The organism is Acinetobacter boissieri, from assembly GCF_900096955.1.
In the GTDB taxonomy this organism is placed as follows: Bacteria; Pseudomonadota; Gammaproteobacteria; order Pseudomonadales; family Moraxellaceae; genus Acinetobacter; species Acinetobacter boissieri.
This window is the reverse complement of sequence record NZ_FMYL01000003.1, coordinates 143,007-165,462: the sequence shown is the minus strand read 5'-3', so window position 1 is coordinate 165,462 and position 22,456 is coordinate 143,007. Positions and strand designations below refer to the sequence as shown.

The window sequence follows — 22,456 nt, the reverse complement described above, 5'->3', positions numbered from 1 at the left end:
TGACCAGCTTTTTAACCTTTACTTTTTTTATAGCAAATTTTACGTAGCCCAAGATAATCAGCATCAAAGACGATCTTCCCAGAAATAAATTAAGGGTTTCGACCCCCATAAAAGGACATATAATGAATACTGTTGTTTCACCCATTCAAGAAAAAACACTGCCTACACCACAGCAACTTAAAAAAGATTTGCCACTTTCTAGTGTACTTAAATCACAAATTGCCCAGTATAGACATACTGTAGATGCCATTTTGGCAGGTCAGGATCCTCGATTATTGTTGATTATTGGACCATGTTCTATTCATGATCCGATTGCCGTTGTAGAGTACGCAAAAAAATTACAAAAATTACAACTAGAAGTAAAAGATCATATTTTCATAGTTATGCGCGCGTATATTGAAAAACCAAGAACAACAGTGGGTTGGAAGGGCTTTTTGTATGATCCAATGTTAGATGAGAGTGCAGACTTAAAACAAGGGATTGAAAAATCTAGAGCGCTGTATCTTAAATTGGCTGAAACGGGCGTACCCATTGCGAGTGAAATTCTTAACCCTATGGCAATTGGTTACTTTGATGATTTGATCACTTGGGGTGCCATTGGCGCAAGAACTTCTGAATCACAAATTCATCGTGAAATTTCAAGTAGTCTACCTTTTGCAGTTGGTTTTAAAAATGGTACAGATGGTTCAGTTCAAATTGCTTTAGATGCAATACAATCTGCTGCTGCAAAACATGATTTTTTTGCATTAGGTCAGCATGGTGGGCCTGTACTTAAAAGTAGTTTAGGTAACCCATTCCCACATTTAATTTTACGTGGGGCAAATACGGGTAATAACTATGATGCAGAATCAGTGCAAACGATTAAAGATGTCGTGGGCGAACGTATGCCAGCGTTGGTGATTGACTGTAGCCATGGAAATAGCGGTAAAAACCCTTTAAAACAACCTGCAATATTAAAGCAAATTATTGCAGAAAAATCTGTAACACATGTCAAAGGTGTAATGGTTGAAAGTCATTTGGTCGATGGTGCTCAGAAAATTTCTAGCAATATGACGTATGGTCAGTCAGTGACTGATGGCTGTTTAGGTTGGGAAAAAACAGAGCAATTAGTACTGCAAGTTTATGCAGATTTATCGACTTAAACAGCGTATGTAAAAGAAAACACAGGCCTATTGGCCTGTGTTTTTTATAATCCTGCTTCGTATTCTGTGTTGGATAATAGTTTGTCTATATCGCTTATGTTGTCTGGTTTTATTTTATAAATCCAACCTTTACCATAAGGGTCATCATTAATAAAATCAGGATCATCATCTAGTGCTTCGTTTACTTCAACAATTGTACCAGAAATAGGCATGTGAATATCTGATGCTGTTTTGACTGACTCTACAACGCCTGTTTGAGTCGTTGCTTCAATGTGTGTTCCAATGTCAGGTAGTTCAACATAGACTAAGTCGCCTAACGCATCTTGAGCATGATCTGATATACCGGTAACAATTAAATCACCTTCGACTTTCGCCCATTCATGCGTTGAGGCATATTTTCGATCTGCTGGGTGCTTCATAAGGATGTCCTATTTTATTTGAAGTTTTATTGTATATTGAAGTGAAAAAACCTGCCAATCGTCATGAGCAGGTTTTTTATGAATGACTATAGATTACTCATCTGGATAAGCGACCTTTTTAAGTGATTTAATGTTGGCTTCAGGCGAGCATAGCGAAATAAAGTCGTAACCATAGCCACGCAGTAAGTGCCCTTTACGCACTGCAATCCATGTCGTATTGATATCAAAGAGTGATGTTTTTATTTGAGATAAATGAATATCTCGTTTTTCATCGTAAGCAATACTGTTAATAATACCAATACCCATCCCAAGTTCAACATATGTTTTAATGACATCTGTATCGAGTGCTGACATGACGATATCTGCATCTAAATGCGCATCAATAAATGCTTGGTTGATTTTTGCTCGACCTGTAAAACCTTCATGATAGGTCACAATTGGGTATTGTGCTAAATCTTCAAGCGTAATGTGAGCAAGTTTTGTTAGTGGGTGATCTTTAGGTGTAATAATGCTGTGTTGCCATGTGTAATAAGGAATACCTGCCAGATTGTCTTCTGTTGTGAGTGATTCTGTAGCAATACCAATATCTGCTTGACCTTGTAACAGCATTTCTACAATTTCAGACGGGCTGGCTTGTTGTAAAACCAAATGTACTTTAGGAAATTGTTTTTTAAATAAGTTCACAATTGGCGGTAAAATATAACGTGCTTGTGTATGTGTAGTTGCAAGGGTAAGCGTGCCTTCATCAATTTTATTAAATTCATCGGCAAGACGTTTGATGTTATCTGCATCTATAAGCATACGTTCAACCACTGAAAGTAATGCTTGCCCAGGCTCGGTTAAGCCCAATATTCTTTTTCCTTTACGAATAAATAGCTGAACGCCGAGTTCATCTTCTAAATCTTTAATGTGTTTACTTACACCCGATTGTGATGTGAATAGAGCAGCAGATGCCTCGGTTAAGTTAAAGTTTTGTCTAACCGTTTCACGAATAATACGTAATTGTTGAAAATTCATGTTGTTGTACTCTTATTGTTAGGCCACAGATGATGGCTTGGTTTCAAATAGATGTAAATGCTTTGCAGTAATCCACACTGTTTGACCTGTACTAAGTGTTTGTGCACTGGCTTCTTCAGATGACACAAAAATTTCAATGGGGTTGTGATTACGATCTTCTAGTTCAGCAATAATTTTGCCTGCGACCCAAACATAACGCAAGAAAGTTGCTTCAATCGCATGTGCCACAGCAGTGCTGTGAATAATAAGTTCATGTGGTCGAGCAAATGCAGTCACATGACCCGTTTTGTTGTGGCTATAAGTCAATTCTAAGCTGTCGTTGCCGATATGTAACACATTATTTTGAGTTGTGCCTTCAAAACGATTGGCTTGCCCTAAAAAGTCGAACACAAAAGGTGTTTCTGGTTGTTGATAGACTTCACGAGGTGAACCAATTTGTTCAATGTTTCCTTTATTCATAACGACAATTTTGTCTGCAACTTCTAGAGCTTCTTCTTGGTCATGTGTTACAAAAATAGAAGTAATGTGTAATTCATCATGTAAGTGACGTAGCCAACGTCTGAGTTCTTTACGTACTTTGGCATCGAGTGCACCAAAGGGTTCGTCAAGCAGCAAAACACGTGGCTCTACGGCTAAAGCACGGGCAAGAGCAATACGTTGGCGTTGGCCACCGGAGAGTTGTGATGGGTAACGGTCTGCTAAGAAGTCAAGTTGTACAAGTTCTAGGAGTTGACGTACACGCTGTTTGATTTCTGCATCTGAGGGGCGTGTAGACTTTGGACGTACACGTAAGCCAAAAGCAACATTTTCAAAAACTGTCATGTGCCTGAAAAGCGCATAGTGTTGGAATACAAAGCCAACTTGGCGTTCTCTGACATGTGTTTTAGTTGCATCTGAACCTTCAAGAATAATTTTTCCTGAATCTGCTTGTTCTAATCCTGCAATAATTCGAAGTAAGGTGGTTTTACCACAACCTGATGGGCCGAGTAGAGCTACTAATTGGCCTTCTGGAAAGTCTAAGCTAATATTGTTGAGAGCGTGAAAATTACCAAAATGCTTTTCGATATTTTTAACTTGGATACTCATTTTACATGCTCCCTATGTGGTACTTGAGTTGTTTTTTTCTTGGCGAATCTCTACCCATGTTTTAATAATAAGGGTGAGTATGGCTAAGAATGCGAGTAGTGATGCTACAGCGAAAGCAGCACTATAGCTGTAGTCGTTATATAAAATTTCTACGTGTAAAGGTAAGGTGTTGGTTTCACCACGAATATGACCAGAGACGACAGATACCGCACCAAATTCCCCCATTGCACGTGCATTACATAAAATCACGCCGTAGAGTAAGCCCCATTTAATATTGGGTAGTGTTATTTTCCAAAAGGTTGTCCAGCCCGATGCACCTAGTAAAATAGCAGCTTCTTCTTCTTCATTGCCTTGAGCTTGCATGAGTGGAATCAGTTCTCGTGCGACGAAGGGTACAGTAATAAAAATAGTGGCCAATACAATCGCAGGCACAGAATATAAAACTTGAATATTATACGTTTGAAGCCATGAGCCTAACCACCCCTGCGTACCAAACATAAGCACGAGCATGAGCCCTGCAATCACAGGAGACACTGAAAAAGGTGTATCTATGAGGGTAGTGAGTAGCGTTTTACCTTTAAAATTAAATTTTGCTACAGCCCAAGCTGCCGCGACACCAAAGACAATATTTAAAGGTACAGCAATCGCTGCAGTGAGCAAAGTAAGCTTAACTGCAGAAAGTGTGTCTGGTTCAATCAAGGCTTGGAAGTAAACTTGGATACCTTGTCTGAAGGCTTCTATAAATACGAGAACCAAAGGTAGAATGAGTAAGCCGAGAAAAACAATAATACTAATGCTGAGTAAAACTTTCCTTACCCATGCTGGCTCACGTGTGGCATCCTTACTTTGTAATTGTTTGGCAAGATGTTGATTAGAGCCACTCATTAGACATTTCTCCCTGTACGGCGTGTTGCCCAAGATTGGAAAATATTAATTAGCAACAAAATAGTGAATGACAAAATGAGCATAATGACTGCAATGGTTGTGGCGCCTGCATAGTCATATTCTTCAAGCCTTGACACAATCATGAGCGGTGCAATTTCAGTTTTATAAGGCTGGTTACCCGCAATAAAAATAACAGAGCCATATTCACCCACACCACGTGCAAAAGCGAGGGCAAACCCCGTAATAAGTGATGGCAAAATAATTGGAAAAATCACACGAATAAAGGTTTGCCAGCGTGTTGCTCCCAGTGCAGAGGCAGCTTCTTCAAGTTCAGTTTCTAAATCACTCAGCACGGGCTGTACTGTACGTACAACAAAAGGTATACCAATAAAAATAAGTGCTAATGTAATCCCAGTAGAGGTGTATGCTACTTTTATGCCTAAAGGTTCTAGGTACTGACCAACCCAACCTGTAGAGGCATAGAGTGACGTCAGTGCAATACCTGCAACAGCAGTTGGTAAAGCAAAAGGAAGGTCAATCAGCGCATCGACAATACGTTTGCCAGGAAAAGTATATCTGACCAAACACCATGCCAAGAGTAATCCTAAAAAAACATTCACTAAAGCGGCAATAAATGCAGTCGTAAAGCTCAGTTGTAGTGCTTTAAGTATACGAGTGTCTTGGATAATATCGAGTAGTCCATTCCAGCCAATACCGAAAGATTTAATAAATACTGCTGACAAAGGTAAAAAAACAATAATAGATAAATACAGAATTGTATAACCTAAAGATAAACCAAAACCTGGTAAAACAGCTTTGTTGTTACGCATGATGATCTCTCAAATAGCAGTCGATTTTTTCATATAGACTGCACTAAAACATGATTTTTATGGCTTCCTACCAATGCATAATGTGCATGGTCTCGTATGTTTTGTTTTTGCATTGCAACGAGATGAGGTAGCAATTGAGGAAAAGCACCAAAGCCTGAGTCGACATTAATATGTCCGACCTCTCCTAAATTAACATAAGGGACTTGCCATTGTTTAGCAAAATATTTTGCATCTTCAAAGTTGAGCCAAGGATCATTTTCACTAATTAGCATGACTGTAGGCACAGTAATTTTTAGTGATTTAAAATATTCGAGAAAATGATCATCGTCTTGTGTGGCAAAACCATATTTTGAAAAGCGCACAGGGTTGGCAGGCGCAACTAAAATGAGCTTTTCAATACGTGATTGTAAGTGCGGATGTTGAGCTAATGCTGCAATACTGGTTAAACAACCAAAGCTGTGGGCAATAATTTGTAATTTTTGCCCTTGCGTTGTGGCAATAGTATTAAGCCACTGTTGTACCCATTCTTCTAAAATGGGCTGATCCCACTGTTGTATGACACGTTTGCTATGAGGGAGGCGTTGTTCTAACCATGTTTGCCAATGTGATGCATTACTACCACCCACACCAGGAACAATAATATTGTATTGTTGAGTCATATTACTGCTCCTATAAGGTGTTGAAGTGAATCTTTATTTGCTTTGTGCATTGGCTTTAATGATTTGGTCAAAAATCCCATCATTTTCAAAATGAGTTTTTTGAACTTTTTTCCAACCACCAAATTCTTGGTCAATGGTCACTAAAGTGAGTGGCTTAAATGTACTACTGTATTGTTTAAGTACAGCAGGGTTACGAGGGCGATAGAAGTTTCTCGCAATAATGTCTTGTGCCCATGGTGAATATAAGAAATTCACATAACCTTGAGCAACGAGCGCATTTCCATCTTTTTTCACATTTTCATCAACAACTGCGACCGGTGGCTCTGCTAAAATAGACAAAGATGGAGTAATGATGTCAAACTTTCCTGGCTGTTCACGTGTTGCTAGGTATGCTTCATTTTCCCATGCGATCAGTACGTCACCAATACCTCGTTCTGCAAAGGTGGTTGTTGCACCACGAGCACCAGAGTCTAAGACTTTCGTATTTTTATAAATTTTACTGACAAATGTTTGCGCAGTTTGGTCATTACCCTGAGGTTGGTGCTTTGCCCATGCCCATGCGGCCAAGTAGTTCCAACGTGCACCACCAGAGGTTTTAGGGTTTGGTGTAATAATGGCAACGTCTGGACGTACTAAATCGTTCCAATCTTTAATGTGCTTAGGGTTACCTTTACGTACTAAAAAAACAATAGTAGATGTATATGGAGATGAGTTTTGTGGGAGGCGTGACTGCCAGTTTAATGGCAGTTTACCTGTTTTTTCTGCAATCGCATCAATATCTGCTGCCAGTGCTAGTGTCACGACATCTGCATTTAAGCCATCAATCACTGCACGTGCTTGTTTACCAGAACCGCCATGTGATTGTTTGAAGTTAATGCTTTCACCTGTACGTTGTTTCCAGTACTGGCCATAAGCTTGATTAATTTCTGTATAGAGCTCACGTGTTGGGTCGTAAGACACATTTAAGAAGTCTTTGGCAGCCATACTGTATGATGATGCACTCAATAAAGTTGCAACAACAGCTATTTTAATCTTCTTAAATGACATAGTCTTGTTTCCCTGTAGCTAAGTATGGCGAGGTGAATAGCAAGAATACCTATAATTATTCAGCATAAAAAATAATAAAAAATCATGTTTATATGAATTAAATGAATAATTGATTTTAGCTTTGCTGTTGATTTGTATTTTTCTCTGCTTGTTGAGCAAAACGGCTGGCTAAAATACCGCAAGTAATGAGCTGAATTTGGTGAAATAGCATCAGAGGTAAAATAATGAGACCAAAAGCATGGCCTGCAAATAAAATTTTTGCCATAGGTACGCCACTGGCTAAAGTTTTTTTAGAACCACAAAATAAAATAGTAATTTGGTCAGCACGATTGAAGCCAAGTTTTTTGCTTGAAAAATAGATTAGAAGCATGGCAACAAAGAGTAGCACTATACAAATAATAACCAATAAGATGAGCTGATCGGCAGATACTTGTGTCCAAACGCCTTCTATAACTGCTTCGCTAAAGGCTGCATAGACCACCATTAAGATAGAACCTTGATCAACCATTTTAATTCTAGCGGGCTGGCGTTGTAATATTGGACGTATTTTCTTACTACAGATTTGGCCTAAAACAAAGGGTACCAACAATAGCCCTATAATATTGAGTACGGCACTGAACGAAAAAGAAGATTGTGAAGAAGAACCTGTGACTAAAAATAACCCGACCAAACAGGGAGTAATAAACATACCTAGAATGTTCGATGCTGATGCACTGCATAAAGCGGCGGGTACATTGCCTTGTGCAATAGAAGTAAAAGCAATAGAAGATTGTACGGTCGAAGGCAATAAGCATAAGTATAATATGCCTAAATATAGTTGATGACCAAGCATGGGTTCGAGTATTGGTTTTAATGCTAGCCCAAGTATTGGGAATAAAATAAAAGTTGCTGCAAAAATTGTTAGGTGTAAACGCCAGTGGGTTATACCTGCATAAATAGCTTCACGAGAGAGCTTTGCGCCGTGTAAAAAAAACAACAATGCAATCGCACAATTGGTCAGAGTATTAAATATAGAGGCTGCTTGACCATGTATTGGCAATATGGTTGCAAGAATAAGCATGGCAACAATCATGCAACTAAATCGGTCTGGCAAATATTTCATCATCTTTAATCTTTCTCTTGACTAGAAGTGGTTTTTTATATGGCTTAGATTGTCTAGTCAAGGGATTAAAAGAATATTAAACAAGATATTGCACCCATTTTGATACGACTTAGTCAATTAAACCATTGGCATCATAAAACGGGTAAGTTGGACCGTAATTACCTATATTTAAGTAATGTGTTGTGAAACCATGTGCTATATGCCAACGGTGTAATAACATACCTGCTGGTTCTAAGCTAAAGTGTGCGGGACCATCTAGACGAAAATCAGCAGCGACTTGGTGTGATGTACCGGGTGCACTACAGACAGTCGTCCCTGCAAGCGTTGTCGTAATAAAACGATGTAAATGCCCACATAATACACGTTGTACCTGAGGGTGTTTCTTAAGCGTACTTTCTAAACGTGTAATTCCACGTAAATTTTGTGCATCCATGTGCCCAATACCACTGAGAAATGGGTGATGATGCAACATGAGTACAGTCGGCTTATTTGGATGCTGAGATAAAGTGTGTTCTAACCACTGTTGTTGCTTTTCACAAAATTCACCCCACGGCTTTTGCGGAACAGTGGAGTCTAAACCAATAATCTGTATGGGCAGGTGATCTATAGACCAATTAAAAAACACACTTTCTGGTGGGAGCCATGGTTGATCCTGACATGCAGATCGAAGGTTTGTTCTGTCGTCATGGTTGCCTGCAATCGCGACCCAAGGTAGTTTGAGTGAGGCAATCACTTCTTTAAAGGCATCGTATTCATCGCTACGGCCAAAATCAGTTAAGTCACCTGTAATAGCGACCAAATCTGGTCGAGGTGTAAGTTCATTCAAATAAGTAATACAGTGTTTAAAAGCTTGTAAAGTATCTACTTTTTTATAAGAAAGTTTACTGTGAGCTTTAATATGTAAATCACTAATTTGTGCGATAACAAACTGGTCTTTCAAAATACATGTTCCTAAATTGCGTGAAATAGTCGTTCAGGTGAAATATGTAAGCTTACCTGTTGCCCAATATGCCATTGCTCATGGGGTGAGCATGTAATTGTGAGTGTATGATTGTTTTGATCGGTGACAATGAGTTTTTGAGTTTGTCCTAAAAAGATAATTTGGTTAATTTGACCGTGTGTAAAAGCTGATGTTTGTTGGTTGAGTAGTAAGTCTTCAGGGCGACAAAATAAAATTTTGTCATTGATTTGAATATGATTGGTGCTTCCTACAAAGTGAGCGACAAAAGCAGTTTCAGGGTGTTGATAGATTTGTTTTGCCGTTCCAATTTGTTCAATGTGACCATGTTGCATAACCGCAATACGATCGCCTAAAGCCATGGCTTCTTGTTGGTCATGTGTGACATAAATGGCAGTAATTCCCAAATCCTTGAGTAATTTTTTTATGTCCTCGCGTAGTTTGTCTTTTAGTTTGACATCAAGTGCGGCTAGTGGCTCATCAAAAAGTAATATTTTCGGTCGGGCTGCAAGGGCTCGTGCTAAGGATACGCGTTGTTTTTGACCACCAGAGAGGGTATTAATGTTGCGGTCGTGATAGCCTGCCAAATCAACCATATTCAGCATTTCTTCTACACGTGCTTTTATTTCATGAGCAGGAAGTTTTTGTATTTTAAGTGCATAAGCGACGTTTTGACCAACAGTGAAATTTGGAAACAGTGCATAATGCTGAAAAACCATGCCTAGATGACGTTTTTCAATGGGAAGTTGGGTGACATCTTCATCATTAAAAAAGATTTTTCCACCTTGGTCAGGTTGTTCTAAACCACTGATTAAACGCAGTGTCGTGGTTTTACCACAACCTGATGGCCCAAGTAATACTAATGTTTCACCCTCAAAAATGTCTAAATCGAGTGGTCTCAGTATTTGGTTATTCGATTGAAATGTTTTGGCACACTGACGTAAACGAATATGGATAGTTTGAGTCATATTTTTTTCTCGCTTGAAGGGCTAACCAAATGGCGAATAAAGTGTAAAGTCAGTAGTAGTGGAATAATCATGACAAAAAACAAGGTAGTATATGCAGAGCCTACCTCTAATCGCATTGATGCATAGCTATCTGCAAGTCCTACAGGTAGCGTTTTAGTCATGGGTGTATGTAGCATCCATGTAATATTAAATTCACCAATCGAGAGTGTAATGACAGCAAATGCACCTGCAAGTATGCCAGTCACACAGTTTGGAATAATGACATTGAAAAAGCGTTGTCGTGGGCTTGCACCTAAACTTGCTGCTGCTTCATCAAGTGTGTGTAGGTGGGAGGATTTCATCACGACTAAAATAGAGCGCACCATAAAAGGTAAAGTAAACAGTACATGACCCACTAAAATAAAGGCCCAACTTTCACGGAACTCACGAAAACTACCATAAATGAGTAATAGACCAAGTGCGGTTGCCATACCGGGAATAGCCACAGGTAGCATAAGGCACTCTTCAATGTACGTTGCAATTTTTGATGGGCTTTTCAGCAATGCCCATGCTGTGGGTAAGCCCAAAGCAATGGTAATACATAAACAACTTAAAGCAATAATGAGCGAGAGCCAAAATGTGTTGGCATACATGGCCCACACTTCTTGAATCCAACGTAAAGTAAAGCCACTTTTAATACCTATAAAATAGTTTTCTGTAAAACTTGCTAAGATTGACATTGCAATCGGTACAAGTAAAAACAGGCAAACACAAATGGTTAGGCTTAATTGTAATGTGAAGATAACATAACGGTTCATGGCAGACTCCCAGCTGAGTTGCCTGTTAATTTTCGGGTAATAATGAGAGTGAACCAACAAATAAGTCCCATGAGCACAGAGAGTGCCGCTGAAACAGTGAAATTTGCGTAATTGGTAAATTCACCATAAATAGTCAGTGGTAAAACATTAAGGTCTGTGCCTAAAGTAAAAGCAGTTCCAAAAGCACCAATACTGGTTGCAAAGCAAATGGCCATGCTTGACACAATCGCAGGAGAGAGGCTTGGAATAATGACATCTTTTACAACACGCCAACGACTTGCACCCAGCGAACGTGCAGCTTCTTCGAGTTGAATATCTATCTTTTCACATGCAGCAACTAAAGTCATAATAACGCGAGGAATAGAAAAATAAAGATAACCCAAAAACAGCCCAACTAAACTGTATGCAAAAATAATTTTACCCATACCTAATGCTTGCCCCAGCTGTGCAAAGACACCCTGACGGCCACCGAGCATAATGATAAAAAAGCCGACCACTGCACCGGGAAAAGCGATTGGAAAGGTGAGTAGTGTCAGCAATAGCTTTTTACCCACAAAATGTTGTCTTGCTAAAAAGTAAGCAATTGTGGTTGAAATAAGTACAGCAATGATTGCAACTAACGCAGAAATTACAAATGTGGTAATAAAACTTGTTAAATAATGTGGTTGGCTAATTACAGACCAATATGCCATTTTTTGATTGGATTGGTCGGGAAGGGTACCTAAAACAACTAGGTACCCAAAAGGAATAAGCCAAAATGCACAAAACGCAATCATGGTGGGAATAAGTAACCATACTGTTTTTGGCAAAATATTTTGCTTAAACCCAAATTTCATTATTTGACCTCACGCAAGTACTGCTGTGAGAAGTCTTTTTGGATGTCTGCCATTTCTTTATAGTTGAGTGTATGCGCACGCTTGTATTCACTATCAGGTAAAAATTGTGCTTTGGCTGCAGGTGAAATGGCTTTTTCATCAACAGGTCTTAACCAGCTGTCTGCCCAAATTTTTTGTCCACGAGCTGATAATACATAGTCGAGGACTTTCTTACCGTTTTCACTATGTGGTGCATTTTTAACAAGCCCCATCACATACGGTACTTTAATTGTGCCTTCTTTTGGAATGACAAATACAACATTGGCTTTATCTTTGTATTTAGCGCGGTATGCATTAAAGTCATAATCAATAAGTATAGGAATTTCACCCGAAAGTACACGAGGATACGCCGTTTGTTTTGGTACAATTGGTTTGTTCGCACTGAGCTTTTTGAAGTAATTAATACCTGGAGCAAAGTTTTTTAATGTACCGCCTTTGGCCATATTCACTGCGGTCGCTGCTGCATAGCCTACAAATGCACTTGATGGGTCTAAATAACCAACCATGCCTTTATATTCAGGTTTTAATAAATCATCCCAGCTTTTTGGAATAGGTGCGCCGTTTAATGCATCAACATTGACCATAAAACCAATGGTTCCCGAATGTACAGCAACCCATTTCCCATTTGGATCTTTCAAATCTTTCGGAATTTTATCCCAACCTTTAGGTTTGTAAGATGCCAATACATCTGCTTGGTCAGCTTGCATGCCAAAAGTAATACCTAAATAGGTAAAGTCTGCGACAGGGCTTGCTTTTTCAGCCACCAATTGTGCTAAAGCTTGACCTGAGTTTTTATTATCTGCTGGTACAACGACGCCAGTATCTTTGGCAATCGCTTGAATTTGCACCCCCCAGTTTGCCCATTCAGGTGGGCAGTTATAGCAAATCGCTGTATTATTTTGTGCGAATGCAAGTGTTGGCAATACAGATGCAACACACAGCATGCTACTTAAAAGCTGTTTTTTCATAAAATATCCTTATGAGTAATAGATGTTGTTTGAGGTGCATTTGACATGCTTTCCTCTAGGTTAAATTGAGTACATAGGGTTTGTGATGTAACGGTCTGACCAGAAATCATCTGTAACAGTGTTTTTACTGAGAGCCACCCCAAAAGCTCTCGTGGTTGTGCCACAGATGACAAAGCGGGATAAAGCGTTTTACCAAGAGCAATACCATCAAAACCAACGACAGAAATATGCTCTGGAACTAAATAGCCTAAGCGTTGTAGGTTACCAATACTGCTGAGCGCTAAAAGATCATTTGAGCACAATAAAGCAGTTATATTTTGTTTTAAAAGAGGCAACAAAGTATCGATTTGTACTTGGGTATGACTTTGCATTTCAACGACTGGCAGAGCTGTTAAACCAGCTGCTGTCATTGCATCGGCATAGCCTTGGTAGCGTAAAGCGGAACGATCTGATTGAAAAAAAGGTCCAGTGATCATGGCAATATTATTGTGACCATATTGAATGAGGCGTTGTGTTGCATCATACATTGCAGCATAGTTGTCTATACTAATTGTAATAAAATCTGTGTTTTCGACAGGGTTATGGGTGAGAACAGTAGGTATTGATTCTTGTTTGATTTTATTTAAACAATCACTTTGTTGTGCGTTAGCAACGGTTAAAATGAGGCCATCAACACGTTGTCTAAGCATGTTTTCCAAGACTTCAAGCTCTGACTGAGGGTCGTATTCAGTGGTTGCCACCAATAAAGAGTAATCATGCTCTCTGGCCATTTTTTCCATGGCTTCTAGTTGCCCACTAAAAATTGGGTTGTCAAGCGTAGGGAGCATAACGCCTAACATTTTACTACTTTGAGTTCTCAGCTGACGTGCTGCATAATTTGGTCTAAAACCAAGTGTTTTTGCGACTTGGTATATTCTTTCTCGTGTTTCGAGTTTTACTTGCTCAGGGGATGAAAATGCCCTTGCAACAGTTGCTCTAGAAACACCAGCAATTTTAGATATTTGAACTAGATTACTCATAATAATTACTCAAATGAGAACGATCTCATTGCTGAGTATCATAACAAATAGAATATGACACTTCTGTGACTGTTTAATGATACTTTGGTTTCACAAGTAGCACAATAGTCTTATGGCAAGGCTTGTTTCAACTGCTTTTTGTAGTGTCTAACAGAACGAGCATACTTTTTTGCTTTATGACGTGTGAAAAAACTAGAGCTATAGCCTGTAGGGCCCACGTTATAATAGGCAGAAGCTTTAAACCAAGAACCAGAAAGAGTTTTGTATTGCGCTAGAATATAAGCATTACAGTAAATATTTACACGATCATCATATAAGTTACCCGGACATGTATTTGACCAATAGCTAGGTATAATTTGTGCAAGGCCAATCGCGCCACCAGTAGACCTAAGCTGACTGCGATAATTAGATTCTTGTCGAATCGTGGCTGCAATTAGTTCTGCAGGCACATGATATTGGTCAGCGGATTGAATAATTAATGGAGAAACGGCATTCGCTTTATCATAGGGTACATGGTAAGCACGTTGCAATGCAGTAGACAGTTTGGCAGATCTTTGTTGTACTGAACCACCATGTGGTCCAAGGGTTGAGCATGCGCTGAGTAGGCCAGTCATTATTAATATAAAAATTTTAAAAAAAGAATGTACTGACATAAGTGCTGACTCAAACAATAGATATGTCATGTTAGTTTTTTATGAAAGGCATCATGTTGATGTTATGTAAATAAAAGTATTTATGTGTTTTACTTTTTGTATATTAATCAGACAATTTATTTAATAGAAAAGTAGGTGAATACGCCATGATAAAAACAATCAATATTTATGGTGCACGACAAAACAATTTGAAAAATATTTCTTTGCAAATTCCTAAAAATCAAATTGTAGTCTTTACAGGAGTTTCTGGCTCTGGAAAGTCCTCTTTGGTGTTTGAAACGATTGGAGCTGAAGCACAGCGTCAAATCAATGAAACCTATGACACATTTACTCGAAATCGTTTGCAAAGTGCGCCACAAGCAGAAGTTGACCGTATTGAAAACTTAAATGTACCGGTGATTATTGACCAAAAACCACTGTCTGGAAGCATTCGTTCAACCGTTGCAACAGCGACTGATATTTATGCCAGTTTAAGGTTGTTATTTTCTCGTGTAGGTACGCCGTTTGTTGGATACTCACAAGTATTTTCGTTTAATCACCCCAGTGGTATGTGCTTACGCTGTGAGGGAACAGGTTTTGAACAAACACTGAACATTTATAAAATTTTAGATCAAAACAAATCATTAAATGAAGGGGCAATTTCATTTCCAACGTATCAGCCGAATGCGTGGCGTTGGCTACGTTATGCAGATTCTGGATACTTTGATTTAGATAAAAAGCTAAAAGACTATAGCACTAAAGAATGGGATATTTTACTCAATGCCAAACAACATAAACCGAAAAATCCAACAGCACAGTGGAAAAAAACAGCGCTATATGAAGGTTTAATTACTCGATTTGAACGCAATTTTATGAAAGGACAAGCCCAAGAAAGAAATCGTTACAAAGCGAGACTTGATGACATTATTGAAGTAAAAGCATGTTCTGAATGCCATGGGCAACGTTTAAATACTAAATCGCTCAGTTGCACCATTCAGGGTTTAAATATTGCACAGTGTACAGCACTTTCAGTCACCAAGTTACATGACTTTATTGGTACGATGAATGCACCAAAGTATCAAATTTTACTCGATGAAATTGTGCATAAATTAGATATGCTGGATTTGGTAGGGTTAAGCTATTTAAGTTTAGACCGTACTAGTAATACGTTATCTGGTGGTGAAGGGCAACGTATTAAAATGGTCAAACATTTAGGTAATAGCTTGGTTGACTTACTTTATATTTTTGATGAACCCAGCGTAGGTTTGCATCCAAGAGATGTAGAAAATATTGCGCATATGATTGAAAAAATTAGAGATAAAGGCAATACCGTATTGTTGGTTGAACATGACCCAGAATTGATTAAAATCGCAGATCAAGTAATTGATATTGGTCCAAAATCTGGTGTACATGGCGGTCAGTTGGTCTATCAGGGAAATTTTGCAGGATTGGCACTTTCACAAGGCGTAACAGGACAGTACTTCTCACAGCCTCGACATTTTAAAAAGCAAGCGAGAACATTCCAACAAGTGATGACTGTGAAAGATGCTAATATTTTTAATTTAAAAAATATCACAGTTGATATTCCTATACATTGTTTAACTGTAGTCACGGGCGTTGCGGGGTCTGGGAAAAGTACATTAATGACACAGGTATTACCACAGCAGTATCCGCATGCAAAAGTGATTGATCAGTCTGCGATTATGGCCAGTGTACGCTCTAATTTGTTAACTTTCTTAGATTTATCAGATGATGTTAGAAAATTATTTGCCGAACAAAATCAAGTGAGTATGAAGTTGTTTAGCTACAATAGTGAAGGTGCATGCCCACATTGTCATGGTTTAGGCATTGAAAAAATTGAACTGGCATTTTTAGATAATATTGAGTTGACGTGTGAAGTTTGTCAGGGCACAGGCTATAAAAAAGAAGTTTTGGAGTATATGTATCAAGGCAAAAATATTACCCAAGTTTTAGCCATGACAGTATCAGAAGCACAACACTTTTTCACACAAGATAAAATTCAACAAAAGTTACAACGCTTAATACGCTTAGGCTTAGATTATTTAGCATTAGGTCAGCGTTTAAATACATTTTCAGGTGGGGAGCGTCAGCGCTTAAAGCTCAGTAAAGAGCTTGGTCAACGTGACCATATTTTGGTGTTAGATGAACCTAGTACGGGCTTGCATCCATCAGATACAGAAAAGTTATTACAGCTTTTAAATTATATTGTAGATGAAGGCAATACTTTAATTTTGATTGAACATAATTTAGATTTGATTGCTCAAGCAGATTGGGTGATTGATATTGGGCCAGATGCAGGAGAACAAGGGGGACAGGTTATGTTTGTAGGTACAGTCCAAATGTTATTAGAGAAACCACAGATTTCACTAACAGCGACTTACTTGAGTCATTATTTAATGGGAAATAAGTAACAAAAGTTGCTTCTATGTATGTGTGTAGTGAATAAGTGATTTAACTTTGTATATAAAAAGAACATACAGTCATGTTAATGTAATGCATGCCTCATGTTTTTTTATAAACTATTTTTTGTATTAATGAATATAATTTATGAAGAAATAAAAGCAATAATACTTGATGCTAGTACATATTTTGTATAAATTACTATGTTAAGTTGAGTTAAAATAATAACTTAGATTACTTTTGTGTGACGCTATAAAATGAAAAGTATGTTAAGGGCGATCTGATAACGTACAATTTAAAACACTGATACTAAAACAATATCTATTTTTTAAATAAACATAGTTGTAAAACTTGATTTACATAAAATATAGTGTTTGTAACATAAACATACATTAAGTTAGGGATATGTCTAATATGAATAATAAGTTTCAAGTCAAACTTTTGACATTGCTTGTTGCCAGCAGTCTGTATCCTGTGGTGCATGCAGAAGAAAATAACACTGCACCAGCCAGTACAGAAAACAAAGTACAAGCTTTAAGTGCAATTATTGTAACTGGTACACGTAAAGTAAACCGATCAGCCACTCAGTCTTCGCAACCAATTGACGTTGTGACTGCAGACGAATTACAAAAACGTACAGGTAGCAGTGAGTTAGGTACAGCATTATCTAAGCTTATTCCTTCAATTAACTTTCCAAGACCTTCAGTTGCAGACGGTACCGAGTTTGTGCGACCAGCACAGCTAAAGGGCTTATCTCCTGATCAAGTGTTGGTTTTAGTCAATGGTAAACGCCGTCATACCAGCGCTTTTATTAATATGGGTGGAACAATTGGTCGTGGTTCATCACCAACAGATTTAAATGCGATTCCAATGTCTGCTGTTAGCCGTATTGAAGTACTTAAAGATGGTGCATCTGCACGTTATGGTTCAGATGCGATCGCAGGTGTAATTAATATTATTCTAAAAACAGACACTAAACATGGTGATGTTGGTGTACGTTACGGTAAGTATAGTGAAGGCGATGGTGAACAAAAACAAACTTATGTTTCTGGTGGTACAAGTTTACAAGGCAAAGGTTTTGTAACTTTTGCTGGTGAATTGGAAGGTGATGACAGTACCAACCGAGCAGGAACAGATAGTCGTGACCCTAAAGCAACCACGTATGGCCAACGTACGTTCCGTTACGGCGATCCTAAACAAGAAAGTGTGAAAATTGCTTTAAATAGTGAATACGATTTATCAGACAACGCAACCTTGTATGGTTTTGCAACATACAGCCGTAAAGATGCTGAATCTGCTGCATTTTATCGTTTAAGTACTTCAAGTAGTAATATTTTAGCATTGTATCCAAATGGTTATTTGCCACTTATTTTTGGTCAATCTGAAGATCTTGCAGCTGTTGTTGGTGTGAAAGGCGATCTTGCAGATTGGCGTTATGATGTGTCTGCAGATTTTGGTCGTAACAAATACCAAGTGCGTACAGATACCATTAACGTAAGTACGTATAAAGACTTTGGCTATACGCCAACACGTTTTTATAACGGCGCACTGATTAATGATCAAACTGTTATTAACTTAGATTTATCTCGTGATTTTGATATTAAAGGTTTAAGCGGCCCGCTGACATTTTCTACAGGTGCGCAATATTTAAACCAAAACTACCAAATTAAAGCAGGTGATCCGAATTCGTATTATAAAACAGGCTCTTCGGGCTTAGCTGGTTTTAGAGATGTCGATGCAGGCAAATGGTCACGAGATAATATTGCGGCTTATTTAGATTTAGATGCAAGTATTACAGAAAAACTATCTGGCTCTTTAGCGTATCGCCATGAGTATTATAATGACTTTGGTCATGCAGACAATGGTGCGTTATCACTACGTTATGCAGTCAATCCAACGATCGCATTTCGTGGTAATTTCTCTTCAGGCTTTCGTGTACCTAGCTTAGCACAGTCAAATTATACGCAGACATCATCACAACTTGTGAACCAAAGTATTGTTGAAGCGGGTACGTTCTCAACGACATCACAAGTGGCACGGTTACTCGGTGCAGAAGATTTAAAGCCTGAGACATCTCGTGATTATAGCTTAGGTTTTGTATTAACACCGGCGGATAATTTTTACCTCACGTTTGATGCGTACTTAATTGATATTAAAAACCGTATTAGTTTGTCGTCAAATATTAGTGCCAGCAGTGCTACCGTTAAATCTTATTTAGCAGCCAATGGTATTAGCAATATTAACTTTGATACGGTACGTTTCTTTAATAATGCGGCAGATACACGTACCAAAGGCTTAGATTTAGTCGCGAATTATGCATGGAATAACTTACCATATGGTCAGTTAAATACCTCGGTTGCATATAACTACAATGAAAACAAAGTAACAAAAATTCGTGCCAATCCTGCCATTTTGAATGCGTTAGGTGTGAACTTAAACCGTATCGATCGCCGTGAGCAGTATGGTATTTTGGCGGGCAGTACACCAAAACATAAATTGACCATTACCAATGACTATACTTTAGGAAACTGGGGTATTAGTACGAATGTGACACGTTACGGAAGTTTTGTGTCATATAGCAATACGAGTCCAAGTCTAGATCAAAAGTACTCTGCAAAATGGCTACTTGATTTGGCATTATCATACAAGACGGGCAATTGGAAATTTGAAGTGGGTGGTGACAACATTACCAATGTTTATCCAGATAAAGACCGTACCACTGCAAGTTCTACGGGTGGTAGTATTCAATACAGCTTGTTCTCACCATTTGGTGCCAACGGTGCGTTTTATTACACGCGTGTAAATTATCACTGGTAAGTTTTCTTTATTAAAACATGCATGTACCTATATATAGGTACATGCATGTTTTTACATTTGTAGGATATAAAAAAGATGTCCTTTAGTAATCGAGCTTTAACACTGCTGGGTTTGTGCGTAAGTATAATATTGGTGGGTTGTGAACCCCATCAAAATAGTGACTCTTCGGTTTCAAATGCAACCATACTCACCATGCCAAAGCCGATGCGAGAGTTGTTAGCACGTAATACAATTCCAATTCATGGTGCAATAGATCAAGCGGCTGTTGCTAAAATTCCTGTAAATTATCATCTTGTTAATTCAGGTTATTTTACAGTGGCTGTGATTGCAGGAAATTCACCACCCATTACAACTCTTGCCTTGGATAATAAAACACCAATAGGCATAGAGGTTGATGTTGCACGGTTAATTGCAGAAACATTGGGATTGCAATTAAAACTTGTGCCGACATCTTGGGAAGATTGGCCATTGGGTATTAACTCAGGTAAATATGATGCAGCTTTAATTAATATTTCGGTGAGTAAACCCAGAAAAGAACGCTTTGATTTTGTAACCTATAGAAAAGATAGTTTGGGTTTATTTGTGGCTAAAGATAGCCCTATTCAGCATATCTCTGAAGCAAAAGATGTTGCAGGTCAACGTGTGATTGTAGGGGCTGGTACAAATCAAGAAAAAATTTTACTGGGTTGGATAGATGAAAACAAAAAAAATGGTTTAGCACCTACCACGCCTGTGTACTTTGAAGATAAAGCCATGGCAATTTTAGCAATAGAATCTGGGCGGGCTGATGTGTATTTCGTACCTAATCCATCGGGCACTTGGCGTATGGAAAATGGTGCCAATATTAAACGAGTGGGTTACTTAAATGGTGGATGGCCTAAAACAGCAGATATTGCTGTAACCTTAAAAAAAGGTGCTGGACTCGATCAAGCCATACAAATTGCAGTCAATAGCAATATTAAAAATGGAAAAATGCATGCTGTTCTCGCACGTTGGGGGCTGGCCAATGAAATATTAGAACACTCTGAAATTAACCCATCAGGTTTTGGAGAGTAGGTTATTATTATGGATCAAAACTCGCAGTTACCTTATCGGGTCGTGAAAGCCCGTCATCCTATGCGCTATATTGGTAGTGCTGTCGCTATATTACTGATTTTAATTTTACTAGAATCTGTATTTTTTAATTCCAAATGGGAATGGTCTGTTTTTCGTTTGTGGTTTTTTGACCCTGCAGTAATTAGCGGATTGTATTTGACCTTAAAGCTGACGTTTGCCGCTATGTTGTTGAGCTTTTTTTTAGGTGGTATTTTAGCCATGATGCGTTTGTCATCATCTTGGCTTGTACAGAGCGTGGCATGGTTTTACATTTGGTTATTTCGTTCAGTGCCATTACTGGTGGTTTTGATTGTTTTATATAACTTTTCATATTTGTATGAAAAAATTGCGATTGCTATACCTTTTACAGAAGTTGTATTTGCAAGCTATAAAACCATTAATGCATTAGATCAATTTACAACAGCACTTATTGGGCTTGCAATTGTACAAAGTGCATATACGGCTGAAATTATTCGTGGTGGTATTTTAGCGGTAGACAAAGGCCAATTTGAGGCATCATCTGCATTGGGCTTGTCTTGGTGGCATCGAACATACCGTATTATTTTTCCACAAGCCATTCGTAGTATTTTACCTGCGCTGGTCAATGAGTGTATTAGTTTGTCTAAAGGTACAGCAATAGTTTATGTACTTGCTATGCCTGAACTATTTTATACAGTACAGATGGTATATAACCGTAATCAGCAAATTATTCCTTTACTTATGGTTGCGGCTGTTTGGTATACCATTATCACTAGTGTGTTCTCTGTTATTCAATATGCGATTGAGTCTAAACTCTCTAGAGCACAAAAACGCAATACTGGTTTTAAAGGGTTATTCCATATTTTAAGATCAAAGTGGGGGAGATGAAATGACACAAGAAATAAAACAGGCCATTGGGCATATTTCAATTCAGAAGATTTCTAAAAAATTTGGTGCCGATTACGCACTCAAAGATGTTAGCTTAGAAATTCCTGCAGGTTCAGTGACTGTAATTTTAGGTCCATCAGGTTCTGGAAAAACCACCTTACTTCGAACCATGAATCATTTAGAAAAAGCAGATGAAGGTGTCATCAAAATTGATGATGATTTTATGGGTTATCGTCTGAAAAATGATACGTTGTATGAGCTGAAAGAAAAAGATATTTTAAAACAACGTATACATGTGGGTTATGTATTTCAGAACTTTAATCTTTTCCCACATTTAACCGTACTACAAAATATTATTGAAGCACCACTTGCACATCAGAAAATAACCAAAGCAGAAGCGGTTGAACGTGCAAAACAATTGCTACGAAGTGTGGGGTTAGAGGAAAAAATAGATGCTTGGCCACAACAATTGTCTGGCGGCCAACAACAACGTGTAGCGATTGCTCGCACATTAGCACTTGATCCTAAAGTTATTTTATTTGATGAACCGACCTCTGCATTAGACCCCGAGTTAGTAGGTGAAGTACTGGCTGTGATTAAGCAGCTGGCAAAGTTGGGTAAAACGATGGTTGTGGTCACCCATGAAATTGGTTTTGCAAAAGAAGTGGCTGATTATGTGGTATTTATGGATAAAGGCGTTGTCATCGAGCACGGTAGTGCAGATGCTGTATTGAACAATCCACAACAACAACGTACACAGAGCTTTTTATCTAAAGTCATTTGATGAATTTATGATTGATCTTTAAGCTGTAATGTGCTTTGATTCTTAATGTCTTATTAATGGTTGTTGCT

General features: G+C 38.4%; 21 protein-coding genes. 6 read left to right on the top strand and 15 right to left on the bottom strand.

Features of this window, described 5'->3' with window-relative positions:
• The first annotated feature begins 122 nt into the window (after positions 1-122).
• Positions 123-1,142 (top strand): 3-deoxy-7-phosphoheptulonate synthase, encoded by a 1,020-nt coding sequence (locus BLS38_RS04345; protein WP_092747116.1) that lies wholly within the window; start codon positions 123-125, stop codon positions 1,140-1,142.
• 44 nt (positions 1,143-1,186) lie between these two features.
• Here BLS38_RS04345 and gcvH read toward each other — a convergent pair whose 3' ends face one another.
• The 15 genes from gcvH to BLS38_RS04270 form a co-directional block, all read right to left on the bottom strand.
• The gene (gene gcvH, locus BLS38_RS04340) at positions 1,187-1,561 is read right to left on the bottom strand and encodes a glycine cleavage system protein GcvH (protein WP_092747115.1); all 375 of its coding nucleotides are present in this window, start codon (positions 1,559-1,561) and stop codon (positions 1,187-1,189) included.
• A gap of 93 nt (positions 1,562-1,654) precedes the next feature.
• Positions 1,655-2,578 carry a CysB family HTH-type transcriptional regulator gene (locus BLS38_RS04335; protein WP_092747114.1) on the bottom strand — a complete coding sequence of 308 codons (924 nt, stop codon included), beginning with the start codon at positions 2,576-2,578 and terminating at the stop codon, positions 1,655-1,657.
• Positions 2,579-2,596: 18 nt separating this feature from the next.
• Positions 2,597-3,664 (bottom strand): sulfate/molybdate ABC transporter ATP-binding protein, encoded by a 1,068-nt coding sequence (locus BLS38_RS04330; protein WP_092747113.1) that lies wholly within the window; start codon positions 3,662-3,664, stop codon positions 2,597-2,599.
• A gap of 12 nt (positions 3,665-3,676) precedes the next feature.
• Complete coding sequence (gene cysW, locus BLS38_RS04325; RefSeq protein ID WP_092747112.1) at positions 3,677-4,549, bottom strand: sulfate ABC transporter permease subunit CysW; 873 nt, start codon at positions 4,547-4,549, stop codon at positions 3,677-3,679.
• Complete coding sequence (cysT, locus tag BLS38_RS04320; protein WP_092747111.1) at positions 4,549-5,379, bottom strand: sulfate ABC transporter permease subunit CysT; 831 nt, start codon at positions 5,377-5,379, stop codon at positions 4,549-4,551. Before cysT ends, cysW begins: the two co-directional genes overlap by 1 nt.
• Before the next feature lie 29 nt (positions 5,380-5,408).
• Positions 5,409-6,038 carry an RBBP9/YdeN family alpha/beta hydrolase gene (locus BLS38_RS04315; protein WP_092747110.1) on the bottom strand — a complete coding sequence of 210 codons (630 nt, stop codon included), beginning with the start codon at positions 6,036-6,038 and terminating at the stop codon, positions 5,409-5,411.
• A gap of 33 nt (positions 6,039-6,071) precedes the next feature.
• Positions 6,072-7,085, bottom strand: coding sequence for a sulfate ABC transporter substrate-binding protein (locus tag BLS38_RS04310; RefSeq protein ID WP_092747109.1), 1,014 nt, complete (start codon positions 7,083-7,085; stop codon positions 6,072-6,074).
• Positions 7,086-7,200: 115 nt separating this feature from the next.
• On the bottom strand, positions 7,201-8,190 hold the full coding sequence (locus BLS38_RS04305) for a bile acid:sodium symporter family protein (protein ID WP_092747108.1): 990 nt from the start codon (positions 8,188-8,190) through the stop codon (positions 7,201-7,203).
• A gap of 106 nt (positions 8,191-8,296) precedes the next feature.
• A complete protein-coding gene (locus BLS38_RS04300; protein WP_092747107.1) occupies positions 8,297-9,127 on the bottom strand; it encodes a phosphodiesterase in 831 nt (276 codons plus the stop codon).
• A gap of 11 nt (positions 9,128-9,138) precedes the next feature.
• On the bottom strand, positions 9,139-10,113 hold the full coding sequence (locus BLS38_RS04295; protein ID WP_092747106.1) for an ABC transporter ATP-binding protein: 975 nt from the start codon (positions 10,111-10,113) through the stop codon (positions 9,139-9,141).
• Positions 10,110-10,910, bottom strand: coding sequence for an ABC transporter permease (locus tag BLS38_RS04290; RefSeq protein WP_092747105.1), 801 nt, complete (start codon positions 10,908-10,910; stop codon positions 10,110-10,112). The genes BLS38_RS04295 and BLS38_RS04290 overlap by 4 nt, the downstream gene beginning before the upstream one ends.
• A complete protein-coding gene (locus BLS38_RS04285; RefSeq protein WP_092747104.1) occupies positions 10,907-11,746 on the bottom strand; it encodes an ABC transporter permease in 840 nt (279 codons plus the stop codon). Before BLS38_RS04285 ends, BLS38_RS04290 begins: the two co-directional genes overlap by 4 nt.
• Positions 11,746-12,753, bottom strand: coding sequence for an ABC transporter substrate-binding protein (locus tag BLS38_RS04280; RefSeq protein WP_092747103.1), 1,008 nt, complete (start codon positions 12,751-12,753; stop codon positions 11,746-11,748). Before BLS38_RS04280 ends, BLS38_RS04285 begins: the two co-directional genes overlap by 1 nt.
• Entirely contained in the window at positions 12,750-13,772 is a 1,023-nt protein-coding gene (locus BLS38_RS04275; RefSeq protein WP_092747102.1) for a LacI family DNA-binding transcriptional regulator, read from the bottom strand. Before BLS38_RS04275 ends, BLS38_RS04280 begins: the two co-directional genes overlap by 4 nt.
• 110 nt (positions 13,773-13,882) lie before the next feature.
• Positions 13,883-14,425, bottom strand: coding sequence for a transglycosylase SLT domain-containing protein (locus tag BLS38_RS04270; protein WP_244518169.1), 543 nt, complete (start codon positions 14,423-14,425; stop codon positions 13,883-13,885).
• A 146-nt stretch (positions 14,426-14,571) separates the two neighbouring features.
• Between BLS38_RS04270 and BLS38_RS04265 the strand changes: the two genes are divergently transcribed.
• From BLS38_RS04265 to BLS38_RS04245, 5 genes are all read left to right on the top strand, one after another.
• Positions 14,572-16,836 (top strand): ATP-binding cassette domain-containing protein, encoded by a 2,265-nt coding sequence (locus BLS38_RS04265; RefSeq protein ID WP_092747100.1) that lies wholly within the window; start codon positions 14,572-14,574, stop codon positions 16,834-16,836.
• A gap of 394 nt (positions 16,837-17,230) precedes the next feature.
• Entirely contained in the window at positions 17,231-19,642 is a 2,412-nt protein-coding gene (locus BLS38_RS04260; RefSeq protein WP_092747099.1) for a TonB-dependent receptor plug domain-containing protein, read from the top strand.
• A gap of 75 nt (positions 19,643-19,717) precedes the next feature.
• A complete protein-coding gene (locus BLS38_RS04255; protein WP_092747098.1) occupies positions 19,718-20,698 on the top strand; it encodes an ABC transporter substrate-binding protein in 981 nt (326 codons plus the stop codon).
• 9 nt (positions 20,699-20,707) lie between these two features.
• Entirely contained in the window at positions 20,708-21,604 is an 897-nt protein-coding gene (locus BLS38_RS04250) for an amino acid ABC transporter permease (protein ID WP_092747097.1), read from the top strand.
• Position 21,605: 1 nt separating this feature from the next.
• Positions 21,606-22,388 (top strand): amino acid ABC transporter ATP-binding protein, encoded by a 783-nt coding sequence (locus tag BLS38_RS04245; RefSeq protein ID WP_092747096.1) that lies wholly within the window; start codon positions 21,606-21,608, stop codon positions 22,386-22,388.
• The last annotated feature ends 68 nt before the right edge of the window (positions 22,389-22,456 follow it).